This is a genomic window from Enterobacter sp. 50588862 (assembly GCF_001462935.1).
In the GTDB taxonomy this organism is placed as follows: Bacteria; Pseudomonadota; Gammaproteobacteria; order Enterobacterales; family Enterobacteriaceae; genus Enterobacter; species Enterobacter bugandensis.
In genome coordinates this window covers 461,942-477,681 of record NZ_LNHM01000007.1, presented here as the reverse complement: position 1 = coordinate 477,681, position 15,740 = coordinate 461,942, and the positions used below count along the sequence as shown (strand labels likewise).

Here is a 15,740-nt window from a genome sequence, read left to right as displayed (position 1 = left end):
ACTCCGGGAGATAAACCAAAGGGCGAAGTGTACCGCTATTCGCCCTGCTATAAAATGGCTGGATTACCGCATGACGATAAGGTGGTCTGAACCGGCCGGCAGGCCATCGGGTTTAATATTCTCCAGGCGCAGCACGTTGCCCATGATTTCGCTGAAGACCGGCGCGGAAACCGCCCCGCCATAGTAGGCCCCGTTTTGTGGATCGTTAATCACCACCACCAGGGCGAAACGCGGGTCGCTGGCAGGCGCAACGCCTGCGGTATAGGCGACGTATTTATCGACATATTTGCCGCTATCATCAATTTTCTTCGCCGTCCCGGTCTTAACCGCCACGCGATAATCGCGAACGGCGGCCTTAACGCCCCCGCCGCCGGGCAGCGCGACGCTTTCCATCATGTGCTCCACTTCATGCGCGATCTCCTCCGGCATGACGCGGTGGCCGATAACCGGGGGATCGATGCGGGTGATGGAGAGTGGACGCTCAAGCCCGAAGCCGCCAATCGTCGCGTAGACGTGGGCAAGCTGGAGCGGTGTGACCATCAGGCCGTAGCCAAAGGCAAAAGTCGCACGGTCTAGCTGACTCCAGTATTTACGCTGTGGCAACAGCCCGGCGCTTTCGCCCGTTAAGCCAAGCCCCGTGTTGGTGCCAAATCCAAAGTTTCGATAAGTATCAATAAGATGCTGGACAGGCATCGCCAGCGAGAGCCGGGATACGCCGGTGTCGCTCGATTTTTGCAGGATCCCGGTCATAGTCAGCTCAGGATAATAACCCACGTCGCGGATACGATGCCCGTCAAGGGTATACGGGTGGGTATCAATGACGCTGTCCGGCTGGACCAGCCCCTGCTGCAGAGCCGTCATCAACACCAGCGGCTTAACGGTCGAACCGGGCTCGAACGTATCGCTGATTGCCCGGTTGCGAAAATCGTTTATCGTTGCGCCTTCCCGGTTATTGGGATTGAAATCCGGATAGCTCGCCATGGCGAGTATTTCCCCGGTGGGGATATTAATGAGCACCGATGCCCCTGACTCGGCCTTATTCCAGGCGACGGCATTGTCCAGCGCGTCTTCGGTAATGGTTTGCAGCCGCTCGTCAATACTCAACTGGATGTTATGTGCCGGCGTGGGTGCCACTTCCGTCAGGTTTTCAACCACGCGCCCGTAGCGATCCTCCCGGACCTGTCGGACACCCGCTTTACCGGTCAGCTGAGTGTTGAAGCTTTTCTCCACCCCTTCAATGCCCTGCCCGTCAATATTGGTGAAGCCAATCAGGTTCGCCGCCACGTGGCCTGCCGGGTAAAAGCGGCGGGATTCATCGCGCAAATTAATGCCGGGTAAATTGAGCTTATCAATCCACTTCGCCTGAGCAGGATCGACCTGACGCGCCAGGTAGATGAAGCGGCCCTGGGGGTTGGCGTTAATTCGTGATGAAAGGGTGCTCAACGAAAGATGCAGCGCGCTCGCCAGCGCCTGCCAGCGTTCATCAAACCCAACGCCCCCTTTTGCCAGCACCGTTTTTGGATCGGCCCATACGGCCCGGACGGGCACGCTGACCGCCAGCGGTCGCCCTTCACGATCCATAATCATCCCACGCGGCGCATCAATCGCCAGCTGACGGAGGGATCGCATATCTTCTTGCTTCACCAGATTGTCAGGTTTGATGATTTGTAGCCAGGCAACGCGGCCAAGTAAAAAGGCCAGACTGCAGAAAATAGCGAAACAGAGCAGCGCAAAACGCGCCGGCGTGAAATTGCCAGCGGTTAATATCAATTTTTTCTTCACCTGAACCCCAGAGCTGTTAAACAACGCTCTGATTTAACGAGAAAAGATGCGCTTAGGGAGGCGAAACTGTGATACTAACCTCGCAGCTTTGCAACAAGTTGCTAACAAGACCGTAGATAGTAATATTTTGAAAGATAGGGAATAAAAAAGCCCCGCATGATGCGAGGCTTTATGTCTGAGAGTGAAGCGCTATGCGCCCCAGTCAGCAGCGGTTCGATCAGATAGCAGTTACGTTAACTGCAGCTGGGCCTTTCTGGCCGTCCTGAATTTCGAACTCAACGTTCTGGCCTTCGGCCAGAGTTTTGAAGCCGTTACCCTGGATTGCAGAGAAGTGTACGAACACGTCTTTGCTGCCATCAGCAGGAGTAATGAAACCAAAACCTTTAGACTCGTTGAACCACTTAACTTGACCTTTAATCTTTGCCATTTTGCAAAATTCCTTAGAGTGTTTTCTTAGCCCGCAGGCATTAACTGAGATAAAACTGAGACATTACTGCATGAGGCACTAATATAAGGTTCGGCAGAGAAGCGGTATTCAACGACAACGTGTTTACTCAGGACTTCTTTACTGAAAATGCCACACATAAACAGAACTGTACCTCGTTTGACCCAAAACGGGTTATCACACACTATGTTTAATATGGCAAGCCATTTTTAAACATGTCTCGATCCGCCGCACAAATTCGAACACTGTCTGTAAGGAATTGCACAATTATGCGCTTCTCAAACAGACGTCTATACTCCCTTACACAGACTCAACGCTGCTTGCACAACCGCTGTAATCTAAGACTTTTTTAACATAGCTCAATCATTACAATGCGTCCAGCAGTCGGGAAAAGAAATCTTTGGTGTTGATTGAGTTAGAACAAATTGTGAAAACTTATGCTTAAATCATTGTAACGTGACCGTATTGTTTCAGCCAAAAACGATGTTAATAATCCGCACCCTTCTGTATTAAAATCCATCAGGTAATTAGCATTGTTATGCACCAAAATAATGAAATTTTTATGACTCTGCATCAAAACAAGGCAAGCAAAACGTTTCGATAAAATTAAAATTTTCCTGACGACGAATACATACATAATATACGCAACAATTCATCGCTTCGTTTATAAGGGTAAATACTCGCCAACTTTCAGTATCCTGAAAGTATTATTAACTGGTGCTACATTATCCAGCGCATCAGTTAATTCTTTTATGGGGTCATCCAGCGCTTCATCCGCCAGCTCAAACACGCCCCAGTGAACAGGGAACGCCAGCGGGCAACCTAACTGTTGCCACAGCGCAACGGCAGACTGGGGATCCATATGGTGTACGGCCATAAACCATCGTGGAGCATAGGCGCCAACGGGCAATGCTGCAGCATCAATTTTCCCCAAACGTTCCGGTATCATCAGCAGCTCAGGCGAATAGCCGGTATCGCCACTAAACCAGAACCGGTGATGCCGCCCTTCAAAGACCCAGCCGCACCACAATGAGCGATTGCGGTTCCAGAGCGTGCGCATACTCCAGTGCTGCGCCGGTACGGCGGATAATGTTATCCCCTGCCAGGTAAAACTCTGCCACCAGTCGAGCTCAACCACCTGTTTTGCGCCCCGGCGGCGAAACCAGCCGCCCAGGCCTAAAGGAACAAACACACTGACGTCGGGAAAGCGTTTGAGAATGTGGCGAACAGTGAGTTCATCAAGATGATCGTAATGGTTATGCGAGATAACGACCGCGTCAAGCTGGTGCAGTTGATCGACAGAGAGTGCCGGAGGCGTTCTACGCTGCGGCCCTAAGAAAGGAAGTGGAGAAGCGCGCCTTGAAAAAACGGGATCGGTAAGAAGGATATTGCCGTCCAGCTGCAGCAGTATGCTCGCATGTCCGAGCCACCACGCCCCATCCTGCTGCGGCTGCTGAAGATCGGCCGGTTGCCACCACCGCCGGATAAAGTCATCGTAGCCGAGCGCGGGCGGCTTCGGTAAGCCAGCTGCTTTGCGTTCTTTGCGCCAGCGGTCAAGGTCGCCAGGCTGGTGTCCTGCAGAAGTGGTATTACGAAAACCGTTTGGGGTGTGATGTTTCAGGGAGGGGTCATACCAGGGATTTTTCCAGACCACTGCCACCTCCCGGAATAATACGATTAACGCTCAGCCACCAGGCGGATAAAATCGTCTTGATCGTTGTTCTCGTCAGCGACCGCTTCTTTTTGTGCTTCTTTCTCTTCCGGCTCGTTAGCCTCGCACAGACGACGCAACAGTGCATTCTGCCGTTTTTGCTGCTCAAGCAGCGCTTCCAGCAGTTCGATCTGCTCATTGGTACGTGAACTGGCACGGTTTACGAAAAACCAAATGACCAGCCCCACCAGCAGAACAACCAAAGAGATCGTCAGGAATGCCATATTTAGCAGCCCTGAATTCAGTAACTCACCCATTTCACCACCTCAATAAAAACGTCTATTTTACCACTGGCGCGAAGGAAGGAAATCACCTGAAGAAAAAATGCGTGCTACCACGGAATAAACTTATTGATTGCGCAAACGCCGCTAAAAAACTGTACATCCTGATCGCACATCACGTTGATAGTCTGCGTCCACAACACCACGCACGCTATCAGCACGATAATCAGAATCACCCAGCGTATTTTTTTCACTCCACACTCCGTTTAAAGACCTGATATGACCAGGTTATCACGGTTATCTTAAACAAGGACTAACTGTAGCGCCATCAGGCTCTTTTCAGAATCCTGCACTTGTTTCATTACGTAAACCGGTTAGGCTAGTGTCATGATAACAATGATAAAGAGGTAATAATGCGCTTAATTATTCGTACAATTGTTGCACTGGCGATACTCTGGATTGGCCTTCTTTTAACGGGTTATGGCGTGCTGGTGGGAAGCACCGAAAACGCAGCAGGGTTAGGCATTCAATGTAAGTATTTAACAGCACAGGGAGTCAGCACGGCGCAGTATCTCCATTCGGATAGCGGGATCATTGGGTTAACCAACTGCCCGGTACTGCGTAAGACCTCCGTCGTGATTGATAATGGCTGAGCCACAGCGTTTACGACAAATAAAAAAACGCCGCAAAGATGCGGCGTTTTTTATGCTAACCGGGGTTAGAACGGATAGTCGTGGTAACCCATCTGATCAGAAATCTTACGCGCGGCGGTATGCAGAATAGCCACGTACTCGTGCAGGCGCTCTTCCGAGAAGCGAAGCGTTGGGAAAGAGATGCTCAACCCCGCAATCACGACGCCAAAACGGTCAAACACCGGAACGCCAATACAGCGCAGCCCTTCTTCCTGCTCTTCGTTATCTTCGCCATACCCTTGCTCACGCACCTTGTCGAGCACCGTTAATAACTCATCGGTGTTAGTAATGGTGCGTTCTGTACTGCGTTTGTACTCCACGCCATCGAGGATCTGTTTAACTTCTTCACGATCGCGCCACGCCAGCAGAACCTTACCGATTGCCGTGCTGTAAAGCGGGTTGCGACGACCAATGCGCGAATACATACGCAGGTTATACATGGAGTCAATTTTATGGATGTAAACAATACTGTCTTCATCCAGCGCGCCCAGGTGGATAGTCTCTTTGGTCAGGCGGGAGATCTCGCGCATCTGAATATCCGCGCTACGGATCAGATCCACGTTTTGCAATGCCCGGGCACCCAGTTCAAACAGTTTCAGCGTCAGAGAATATTTTTCAGATTCGCCTTCCTGTGCAACGTAACCCAGTGATTTCATGGTTTGCAAAAAGCGGTAAACGGTGCTTTTCGACATCATCACGCGCTGTGACAACTCTGTGATACCAATTTCACGCTCTTCCCCGAGCGCCTGTAAGATGCCAAACACCTTCAGCACGGAAGAAACTGAATCTGGCTGTTTATCCAAATCCGCAATTGCCATTTACCACCTCATAGAGAGTGTTTTATAAAAATCAGAACCGGTTTTTATTATAAATTCCCGTCATGTTACCTGCAATCAATCCGCGTTTACTTCGTTACAAATCTGCGACATAAAACGGTGTTAACGATGCTAAAATAGTTACCCTGAGAATAATTTCACTCTGAGCTATTTATCCCCGATGGAAAAGAACCTTTCCGATGGCCTGCCTTTGCCCCAGCGGTATGGCGCTATCGCTACGATTATTATTGGTATCTCAATGGCCGTTCTTGACGGCGCGATTGCGAACGTTGCCCTTCCCACCATTGCCACCGATCTGCATGCTTCCCCGGCCAGTTCGATATGGATTGTTAACGCCTATCAGATTGCGATTGTGGTTTCCCTGCTCTCCTTTTCTTTTCTGGGCGATATGTTCGGCTACCGTCGGGTATATCAGTGCGGGCTGGTGGTATTTACCTTTACATCACTGCTGTGCGCCCTTTCGGACTCCCTGCATACGCTGACGCTGGCGCGCATCGCGCAAGGTTTTGGCGGCGCGGCGCTGATGAGCGTCAATACGGCGCTAATCCGCTTAATCTATCCGCACCGCCATCTGGGCCGCGGCATGGGGATAAATTCGTTTATTGTCGCGGTCTCTTCTGCCGCCGGGCCAACGATTGCAGCGGCCATTCTTTCTGTCGCCTCGTGGCAGTGGCTGTTCGCCATAAACGTGCCGCTGGGTATCGTGGCCATCTTCTTTGCCATGCGATTTCTCCCCGCTAACGGCCCGAAAAGCACCATGCCGCGCTTTGACGTAGCAAGCGCGGTGATGAATGCGCTCACCTTTGGTCTGCTGATTACCGCCCTGAGCGGTTTTGCGCAGGGTCAATCCCTGATGCTAACCGCCGTGGAGCTTGTTGCCCTGCTGGTGACGGGCTTCTTCTTTGTTCGCCGCCAGCTTTCCCTGCCGGTGCCCTTACTGCCGGTCGATCTGCTGCGTATTCCCCTCTTTTCGCTTTCCATCTGCACCTCCGTCTGCTCATTCTGCGCCCAGATGCTGGCTCTGGTTTCTCTGCCCTTCTTCCTGCAAAGCGTGATAGGACGTTCCGAAGTGGAGACCGGGCTGCTGTTAACCCCCTGGCCGCTGGCGACGATGGTGATGGCCCCCCTGGCAGGTTATTTAATAGAACGTGTACATGCCGGTTTGTTGGGCGCGGTGGGGCTGGCCGTGATGGCAACAGGTCTTTTCGCGCTGGCGCTACTGCCATCATCGCCAGGGGATCTGGACATCATCTGGCGCATGATCCTGTGCGGAGCCGGGTTTGGCCTGTTTCAGTCCCCCAACAACCACACCATTATTACCTCTGCACCGCGCCACCGCAGCGGAGGTGCCAGCGGCATGTTGGGGACCGCGCGTCTGCTGGGGCAAAGCACCGGTGCGGCGCTGGTTGCCCTGATGTTTAACCTTGCCGGGCAAAACGGCAACCACGTTGCGCTTCTCACCGCAGGCGCCCTTGCCACCCTTGCAGCCATCGTCAGCGGGTTGCGCGTGACCCAACCCGGCGTTCAGGCATAAAAAAAGCCGGGCGGAGTGTTCTCCTGCCCGGCTTATTTAAGCGCTTAGCGTTACTTCAGGTATTCTCCACTGCGCAGCGCTTCAATACGTTTATCCAGCGGTGGGTGAGACATAAACAGCTCGCTCAGCGACTTTGATTTGCCGTTGATGCAGAAGGCCATCATGCTGTTCGCTTCCTGCGGCTCGTAGCTGGTTTTCAGACGCTGCAGGGCGGCAATCATCTTTTCACGCCCTACCAGCTTCGCTGAACCGGCATCCGCATGGAACTCACGGTGACGGGAGAACCACATGGTGATAATGCTGGCCAGAATACCGAACACCAGTTCCAGCACCATCGATACGGCGAAGTAGATCAGCGGATTACCGTTGCTCTCTTCACCTTCATCACGGTTGCCCCCCATGAAGCCAGCCGCAATCTGCGCCAGGATACGAGAGATGAAGATAACGAAGGTGTTCACCACACCCTGAATCAGGGTCATGGTCACCATGTCACCGTTGGCGATATGGCTGATTTCGTGCGCGATAACCGCTTCGGCTTCGTCACGGCTCATGTTCTGCAACAACCCGGTGCTCACGGCAACCAGCGACGCATCACGACGGGCACCCGTAGCAAACGCGTTAATATCCGGGGCATGGTAAATAGCAACCTGCGGCATCGCAATGCCTGCCTGCTTAGACTGCTGTGCCACCGTATTCATCAGCCACTGTTCCATGTCGTTACGCGGCTGTTCAATCACCTCACCGCCTACGGATTTCAGCGCCATCCACTTTGACATCAGCAGGGAAATGAAAGAGCCACCAAAACCAAACAGCAGCGCCATAATCAACAGACCCTGAACGCTGCTCGACTGAATTCCCGTCAGGCTTAGCACTAGCCCGAAAACCACCATCACCGCCAGGTTGGTGAGCAGGAAGAGCGCGATTCGCATCATAATTTTCTTTTAACCTCAGTTTAACAAAACGCACTATGCGATTACCCACATCGTATGGGTATTACGGCTATTTTCAAGCATCCGGTGGGCGTAAGTCACCAGAAAGACACAACTTTACACAATTGGAAATCAGCCTGACGGAAGGATGCAGAACAAAAAGAAACAGGCACAATTTCTTGTGCCTGTTGGGAGATTATTTTGCCGGAGCGGGCTGTACGGCAGGCTTCTCTTTTTCCAGATTCGCCAGGTCGAGCGCGATATGCACCGTCTCGTCCAGGTATGGATCCGGCTCCTGGTAATCTTTTGGCAGATCGTCCAGTTTCTTGAGCAGAGGCTTACCTTCTCGCTTGAAGCGATCGTTGATACGCGCCAGACGCGTTGCGTCGTCCTCGTTGTTCTCTTTTTCACGCTGAGCGTAGTTCAGAGAAACAATATTCCGCTTATCTTTCAGGGCATTGAAACGCGCAATGTCCTTCATGATGTACTGGAATTCCGGATCTTTCGCGATGCGTTCATTATGCGCTTTCAGCAGCTCAGGGCCAAACTGCGTCATATCACCTGCCTTCACGAATGTCGCAGCATTGATGCTGTCCCACGGCAACGCGTTATCTTCAAACTTCTCGCCGGTTTCGGTCTCTTCCGTGCCGGTCGGCATCATGATATCCGGCGTTACGCCTTTACGCTGCGTACTGCCGCCGTTAACGCGGTAGAACTTCTGAATGGTGTACTGAACGGAGCCCAGCGCAGGCCATTCCGGACGCAGCATCTGATCGTAAATACGGTTCAGCGAGCGATACTGCTGAACAGTACCTTTGCCGAAGGTGGGCTCACCCACGATTAGCGCGCGGCCATAGTCCTGCATTGCAGCGGCAAAGATTTCAGATGCGGATGCGCTGAAGCGGTCAACCAGGACCACCAGCGGGCCTTTGTAATAGACCACACCGTCGTTATCAGCATCTTCACGAACTTTACCGTTGTTATCACGCACCTGTACAACCGGGCCAGACGGGATAAACAGGCCTGAGAGCGACACCGCTTCGGTCAGCGCACCGCCACCGTTCGTGCGCAGGTCGATGATGACGCTGCTCACGTTCTGCTTCTCAAGTTTCTGCAGCTGAACTTTTACATCGTCGGTCAGCCCCACGTAGAAGCCAGGGATATCCAGGACACCCACCTTCTCTTTACCCACGGTTTTCACCGACATTTTCACCGCGCGGTCTTCCAGACGGATACGCTCGCGGGTCAGTGTCACGATACGGGTTTTGGTGCCTTTACCGGCAGGCAGAATTTCCAGACGAACTTTGCTGCCTTTCGGACCTTTGATCAGCGCAACCACATCGTCCAGACGCCAGCCAATGACATCAACCATGCTCTGACCGGTTTGTCCTACCCCCACAATGCGATCGCCTACGCTTATCGCTTTGCTTTTGGATGCCGGGCCGCCCGCGACCATGGAGTTGATCACCGTGTAGTCATCATCCATTTGCAGTACCGCGCCAATACCTTCCAGAGACAGGCTCATCTCAGTATTGAACTGTTCGGTATTGCGTGGAGAGAGATAGTTGGTGTGCGGATCGATTTCGTGCGCAAAGGCGGTCATCGCCAGTGAGAAAACATCTTCACTGTTGGTCTGCGCCAGACGGCGAATGGCAAATTTGTAACGACGCGTCAGCGTGTCGCGGATCTCTTTTTCATCTTTGCCGGTCAGCTTGAGGCTTAGCTCATCGTATTTGACCTTTCCATCCCACAGCGCGTTCAGCTCGGCTTCGTCTTTCGGCCAGGGCGCTTTGCTGCGATCGAGATTAAAGGTGTCGTTGCCGGTGAAGTCCATTGGACGTTCCAGCACTTTCAGCGCGTACTGATAGCGTTCAAAGCGGCGCTTCTGCGACAGGTTGTAGAGATCGTAGAACAGATCCAGCTTGCCTGACCGCAGCTCATCACCCACCTCGGATTTGCGCTTAGCGAACTGCTCGACATCGCTGGCGAGCAAAACGTTATGGCTGTAATCCAGCAAGTTCAGATAGCGGTCAAAGATTTTGGCCGAAAAGGCCTGATCGAGATCGAACTGACGATAGTGCGAGCGGGTAAAGCGAGAGGTTACACGCTCGCTTACCGTCGCGTGCTGCGTCTCTTCCTTGAGTACCGGAATTTGATCAACACGCGTGATATCGTCCACTGCGAAAGCGTGACCTGTTATGGCAAACAGGCCCGCCAGCGCGGTGAGCTTAAAAAAAGTGTTCATGCCAGGCTTGGCCTCCGTTTCAGAACAACAAGTGTTCTGCGCGTACAATCATTGACATACCAGAAGTCAGCTGTACACGAACGCCATCTTTGGTGATTTCCAGTACGGTGGCGTCCATTGCGTTGTTGCCCGCTTTTACCTTCAGAGCCTGACCCACGCTCAGGGCGTTAATGTCAGAAACCGGAGTATGGCGCTGCTCTTCACGAGGCGCACGAGGGGCTTTCGCTGCTGGTTTGTCTGCACGCGGTTTGCGATCGTTATTGTCGTGACGACGAGGCGCAGGACGTGGTTTACGCTCACGACGAGGCGCTTCTTCCTGGCCGTTTGCCGCTGCGGCTTCGCGTTTTTTCGCCTGCTGTTCTGCACGTTGTGCCTGAACGCGTGCTTTGGCTTCTTCCAGCTGCTTGCGCGCGTGTTCTACGTGCTGCTCGTCCAGCTCGCCGCAAGGGTTGCCGTCGAGATCCACGCGGGTCGCGCCCGGTTTGATACCGTACAGGTAACGCCAGCTCGAAGTATAAAGACGTAAGGCAGAACGCAGCTGAGTTTTGCTGAGGTTCATTTCCCCTTCAACACGCGCTACCAGATCCTGAAAAATACCGACTTTCAGGGGACGTGCTTCACCTTCCGCGCTGAAGCACTGCGGGAAACGCTCGGCCAGAAATGCGATAACTTCTTTACTGCTATTCAACTTAGGTTGATTTTCCATGAAATTTCCTGATTACAACGGACGTTGCCAACAAGCGCAGGCATGAACAGGCGTCATTATAATGACGCTATCAGTAAATGCTACGTTATCCGTTGATTATCCTGCGACGCTCGCAAAGAATTTTTGATAATCGGTTGCAGCGAGGACGTTTTCCAGATTCGCCACCAGCTCGCGCAGCCCCTGTTCATCCTCGGTTGTAAAGCGACTGAAGACCGTACTGTCGATATCCAGAACGCCAATAATCTGATTTTTTACCACCAGCGGCAGAACGATCTCTGAATTGCTGGCAGCATCACAGGCGATATGCCCGTCAAACGCATGAACATCTTCCACACGCTGAACCTGATTCTCGGCCACCGCGGTACCGCATACGCCGCGCCCTACCGGAATACGCACGCAGGCCAGTTTGCCCTGAAACGGACCCAGCACCAGCGTTTCACCTTCCAGGAGATAAAAGCCAGCCCAGTTCACATCGGATAGCCGTTCGAACAGCAATGCGCTAGTATTTGCCAGAGTGGCTAAGAAGCTGGTTTCACCTGCCATCAATGCCTTAAAATCGCGGTTCAGATCCGCGTAGAATTCTGTTTTGTTCATTATTCAATCACTTAGTTGTCTTACAAAATTACCGCATAGCCTATTAAAATAAGCAATAAATGCGCTCATGCTCAAGATGAATCCGTTCATGAGTTAATATAACGTTCAACAATACTTATTTGCGCGCAGCTGATGGCCTTAAAAACAACCAAAATTACGCCGACAAAAAAGATAACTGTCCATACGGTAAGCGACGCTTTGCCTCGTGCACATTATCAGCGTTGCCCCCAGTGCGATACGCTTTTTATGTTGCCGAAGATGAAATCGCACCAAAGCGCCTTTTGTCCCCGCTGCGACGCTAAAATTCGTGACGGCCGCGACTGGTCGTTAACCCGCCTTGCCGCTATGGCCGTTACCATGCTGCTGCTGATGCCTTTCGCCTGGACCGAGCCGCTTCTGAAGCTTTACCTGCTTGGTGTGCGCATTGACGCTAACGTGCTGCAGGGTATCTGGCAGATGACGAGCCAGGGCGATCCTCTCACCGCCGCCATGGTACTGTTTTGCGTTGTCGGCGCGCCGCTGGTGCTGGTTGCAGCCATTGCCTACCTGTGGTTTGGTAACATTTTGGGAATGAACCTGCGTCCGGTATTGCTGATGCTGGAAAAGCTTAAAGAGTGGGTCATGCTGGATATCTATCTGGTGGGCGTGGGCGTGGCATCAATTAAGGTGCAGGACTATGCCTTTCTGCAGCCGGGCGTCGGGCTTTTTGCCTTTATCTGCCTGGTATTGCTCAGCATCCTGACACTGATCCACCTGAACGTTGAGCAGCTTTGGGAGCGTTTTTACCCGCAGCGCCCTGCCACCCGCCCGGATGAAAACCTCCGCGTCTGTCTGGGATGCCATTACACCGGGTTGCCCGACAAGCGTGGACGCTGCCCGCGCTGCCACATACCGTTGAGGTTACGACGCAACAACAGCCTGCAAAAATGCTGGGCGGCGCTGATTGCCTCCCTCGTGTTTCTGTTCCCGGCCAATATGCTGCCGATATCCATTATTTACGTGAACGGTGGCCGTCAGGAAGATACTATCCTCTCCGGTATTATCTCTCTTGCACACAGTAACGTTGGGGTGGCGGCCATCGTCTTTATTGCCAGTATCCTGGTTCCCTTTACCAAAGTGGTGGTGATGTTTACCCTGCTCGTCAGCATTCACTTTAAGTGTGAACAAGGTTTACGTACCCGTATTCTGCTTCTGCGATTCGTCACCTGGATTGGCCGCTGGTCAATGCTGGATCTGTTTGTGATTTCGCTGATGATGTCGCTGATCAATCGCGACCAGCTTCTTGCTTTTACTATGGGACCCGCGGCTTTTTATTTCGGCTCTGCGGTGATATTGACTATTCTTGCTGTGGAATGGCTGGATAGCCGCTTACTTTGGGATGCACATGAGTCAGGAAACCCCCGCTTCGCCGACTGAAGCGAGAATTAAAACTAAACGCCGCATTTCGCCATTCTGGTTGCTGCCGGTCATCGCCCTGATGATTGCAGGCTGGCTTATCTGGACGAGCTATGAAGATCGCGGCAGTACCGTCACCATTGATTTTCAGACCGCCGACGGCATCGTCGCCGGACGAACCCCCGTTCGTTTTCAGGGGGTCGAAGTCGGTACGGTTCAGGACATCTCCCTTGGAAAAGGGCTTAACAAGATTCAGGTGCGGGTCAGTATTAAATCTGACATGCAGGATGCTCTTCGCAGCGAAACGCAGTTCTGGCTGGTGACTCCGAAAGCCTCCCTGGCCGGCGTGTCCGGGCTGGATGCGCTGGTTGGCGGCAACTACATAGGCATGATGCCGGGCAAGGGTGAACCGCAGGATCACTTTGTCGCGCTGGATACGCAGCCGAAATACCGCCTCAATAACGGCGATCTGATGATCCATCTTCAGGCACCGGATTTGGGCTCGCTGAACAGCGGCTCGCTGGTCTACTTCCGCAAGATTCCGGTTGGCCGTGTGTATGATTACAGCATCAACCCGAATAAACAGGGCGTCACCATTGATGTGCTGATCGAGCGTCGCTTCACCAATCTGGTGAAAAAAGGCAGCCGCTTCTGGAATGTCTCCGGCGTCGATGCCGACCTCAGTCTGAGCGGTGCAAAAGTGAAGCTGGAGAGTCTGGCCGCCCTGGTTAACGGTGCCATTGCCTTTGACTCCCCGGAAAACTCAAGCCCTGCCACGGCCGATGACACGTTCGGTTTATACCCGGATCTGGCGCACAGCCAGCGTGGCGTGATCGTTAAGCTCGTTCTGCCTGATGCCAAAGGGCTGAAAGCGGGGTCAACGCCGCTGATGTACCAGGGACTGCAGGTCGGCCAGCTCACCAAAATGACGCTCAATCCGGGCGGCTCGGTCACGGGCGAAATGACGGTCAATCCGAGCGTGGTCGATCTCCTGCGCGAGAAAACGCGCATCGAGATGCGCAGCCCTAAACTCTCTCTGAACGATGCCAGCCTCAGCACGCTGCTGACCGGAAATACCTTTGAACTGATCCCCGGTGAAGGTCAGCCCAGCAATAGCTTCGTCATTGCCCCGGCGGATAAAGCGCTGCTGCAAAAACCGGGCGTCGTGACGGTTACGCTCAATGCGCCTGAAAGTTACGGCATTGAGGCCGGTCAGCCGCTGATTCTGCACGGCGTACAGGTGGGTCAGGTGCTGGAGCGAACGCTCTCCGAAAATGGCGTGAGCTTCTCGGTAGCTATCGATCCGCAATACAGCAACCTCGTCCATGGCGACAGTAAGTTCGTGGTGAACAGCCGCGTCGACGTGAAGGTGGGTCTGGACGGCGTGGAGTTCCTCGGCGCCAGCGCCAGCGAATGGGTTAACGGCGGCATTCGCATTTTGCCGGGCAACAAAGGCCCCGTTCGCGACAGCTACCCGCTGTACGCCAACCTGGACAAAGCGATTGAAAACAGCCTGAGCGATATGCCAACCACGACCCTGACCTTAAGCGCCGAGACGCTGCCTGACGTTCAGGCGGGCTCCGTGGTGCTCTACCGCAAGTTTGAGGTTGGGGAGGTGATCGCCGTTCGCCCGCGTGCGGACGCGTTTGATATCGAACTGCATATCAAGCCCGAGTACCGCAAGCTGCTGACCCCAAACAGCGTCTTCTGGGCCGAGGGCGGCGCGAAGGTGCAGCTTAACGGCAACGGCCTGACCGTGCAGGCCTCCCCGCTCTCTCGCGCGCTGCGCGGGGCGATCAGCTTTGATAACCTCAGCGGCGCGGGCGCGAACCTGCGTAAAGGCGATAAGCGAATTCTCTTCCCATCCGAAACTGCCGCGCGTGCCGTGGGTGGGCAGATTACCCTGCATGCGTTCGATGCCGGCAAGCTGGCGGAAGGCATGCCAATTCGCTACCTGGGCATTGATATCGGGCAGATCCAGAAGCTGACGCTCATCACCTCGCGCAACGAGGTGCAGGCCACCGCCGTGCTTTATCCGGAATATGTGCAGACCTTCGCCCGCTCGGGTTCCCGCTTCTCGGTGGTGACCCCACAGATTTCGGCCGCGGGCGTTGAGCATCTCGACACCATTCTGCAGCCTTACATCAACGTCGAGCCCGGTCAGGGCAAAGCCCGTCGTGATTTCGAGCTGCAGGAAGCGACCATTACCGACTCGCGCTACCTTGGCGGCCTGAGCATTGTAGTGGAAGTGCCGGAAGCGGGCTCGCTTGGCATCGGTACGCCGGTGCTGTTCCGCGGCATTGAGGTGGGTACGGTAACGGGCCTCACGCTCGGCACGCTCTCCGACCGCGTGATGGTGGCGCTACGCATCAGCGAGCGTTACCAGCATCTGGTGCGTAATAACTCGGTGTTCTGGCTGGCATCCGGCTATTCGCTGGACTTCGGCCTGACGGGTGGCGTGGTGAAAACCGGTACCTTCAACCAGTTCATCCGCGGCGGTATTGCCTTTGCCACCCCGCCGGGAACGCCGCTGGCGCCGAAAGCGCAGCCGGGTAAACACTTCCTGCTGCTGGAAAGCGAACCGAAAGAGTGGCGCGAATGGGGAACGGCCCTGCCGCGTTAATCTGACAGGCTCCGGTGTCAACGCACC

General features: G+C 53.8%; 14 protein-coding genes and 1 pseudogene. 4 read left to right on the top strand and 11 right to left on the bottom strand.

Annotated features, from left to right (window positions below):
- Positions 1-63: 63 nt before the first annotated feature.
- The 6 genes and pseudogenes from ftsI to mgrB form a co-directional block, all read right to left on the bottom strand.
- Positions 64-1,782 carry a peptidoglycan glycosyltransferase FtsI gene (ftsI, locus tag APT89_RS02720; protein ID WP_028013537.1) on the bottom strand — a complete coding sequence of 573 codons (1,719 nt, stop codon included), beginning with the start codon at positions 1,780-1,782 and terminating at the stop codon, positions 64-66.
- A 217-nt stretch (positions 1,783-1,999) separates the two neighbouring features.
- A complete protein-coding gene (cspE, locus tag APT89_RS02715; RefSeq protein WP_001062678.1) occupies positions 2,000-2,209 on the bottom strand; it encodes a transcription antiterminator/RNA stability regulator CspE in 210 nt (69 codons plus the stop codon).
- Positions 2,210-2,222: 13 nt separating this feature from the next.
- Positions 2,223-2,367, bottom strand: a pseudogene (locus APT89_RS02710) (DUF2627 domain-containing protein).
- Between the two features lie 524 nt (positions 2,368-2,891).
- Positions 2,892-3,881 carry an MBL fold metallo-hydrolase gene (locus tag APT89_RS02705; protein WP_072201652.1) on the bottom strand — a complete coding sequence of 330 codons (990 nt, stop codon included), beginning with the start codon at positions 3,879-3,881 and terminating at the stop codon, positions 2,892-2,894.
- A gap of 23 nt (positions 3,882-3,904) precedes the next feature.
- The gene (locus tag APT89_RS02700; protein ID WP_060571708.1) at positions 3,905-4,195 is read right to left on the bottom strand and encodes a YebO family protein; all 291 of its coding nucleotides are present in this window, start codon (positions 4,193-4,195) and stop codon (positions 3,905-3,907) included.
- A 74-nt stretch (positions 4,196-4,269) separates the two neighbouring features.
- Complete coding sequence (gene mgrB, locus APT89_RS02695; protein ID WP_006175995.1) at positions 4,270-4,413, bottom strand: PhoP/PhoQ regulator MgrB; 144 nt, start codon at positions 4,411-4,413, stop codon at positions 4,270-4,272.
- 159 nt (positions 4,414-4,572) lie between these two features.
- On the opposite strand from mgrB, the gene APT89_RS02690 reads away from it, so the two are divergent.
- Positions 4,573-4,812 carry a YobH family protein gene (locus tag APT89_RS02690; protein ID WP_041909477.1) on the top strand — a complete coding sequence of 80 codons (240 nt, stop codon included), beginning with the start codon at positions 4,573-4,575 and terminating at the stop codon, positions 4,810-4,812.
- Between the two features lie 65 nt (positions 4,813-4,877).
- Here APT89_RS02690 and kdgR read toward each other — a convergent pair whose 3' ends face one another.
- Positions 4,878-5,669: a DNA-binding transcriptional regulator KdgR gene (gene kdgR / locus APT89_RS02685; RefSeq protein ID WP_059353968.1), complete on the bottom strand. Its 792-nt coding sequence runs from the start codon at positions 5,667-5,669 to the stop codon at positions 4,878-4,880.
- Positions 5,670-5,847: 178 nt separating this feature from the next.
- On the opposite strand from kdgR, the gene APT89_RS02680 reads away from it, so the two are divergent.
- Entirely contained in the window at positions 5,848-7,221 is a 1,374-nt protein-coding gene (locus APT89_RS02680; RefSeq protein ID WP_060571707.1) for an MFS transporter, read from the top strand.
- Between the two features lie 50 nt (positions 7,222-7,271).
- On the opposite strand, the gene htpX is transcribed toward APT89_RS02680, so the two are convergent.
- The 4 genes from htpX to APT89_RS02660 form a co-directional block, all read right to left on the bottom strand.
- On the bottom strand, positions 7,272-8,153 hold the full coding sequence (htpX, locus tag APT89_RS02675; RefSeq protein WP_010432647.1) for a protease HtpX: 882 nt from the start codon (positions 8,151-8,153) through the stop codon (positions 7,272-7,274).
- Between the two features lie 193 nt (positions 8,154-8,346).
- Complete coding sequence (gene prc / locus APT89_RS02670) at positions 8,347-10,395, bottom strand: carboxy terminal-processing peptidase (protein WP_028013542.1); 2,049 nt, start codon at positions 10,393-10,395, stop codon at positions 8,347-8,349.
- Between the two features lie 19 nt (positions 10,396-10,414).
- Positions 10,415-11,101, bottom strand: a complete 687-nt coding sequence (gene proQ, locus APT89_RS02665; protein WP_028013543.1) for an RNA chaperone ProQ — start codon at positions 11,099-11,101, stop codon at positions 10,415-10,417.
- A gap of 96 nt (positions 11,102-11,197) precedes the next feature.
- Entirely contained in the window at positions 11,198-11,695 is a 498-nt protein-coding gene (locus tag APT89_RS02660; protein ID WP_008500476.1) for a GAF domain-containing protein, read from the bottom strand.
- A gap of 132 nt (positions 11,696-11,827) precedes the next feature.
- Here APT89_RS02660 and yebS point away from each other — a divergent pair, with 132 nt between their 5' ends.
- On the top strand, positions 11,828-13,111 hold the full coding sequence (yebS, locus tag APT89_RS02655) for a membrane integrity lipid transport subunit YebS (RefSeq protein WP_041909475.1): 1,284 nt from the start codon (positions 11,828-11,830) through the stop codon (positions 13,109-13,111).
- Positions 13,080-15,713 (top strand): PqiB family protein, encoded by a 2,634-nt coding sequence (locus APT89_RS02650; RefSeq protein ID WP_060571706.1) that lies wholly within the window; start codon positions 13,080-13,082, stop codon positions 15,711-15,713. Before yebS ends, APT89_RS02650 begins: the two co-directional genes overlap by 32 nt.
- Positions 15,714-15,740 lie beyond the last annotated feature (27 nt).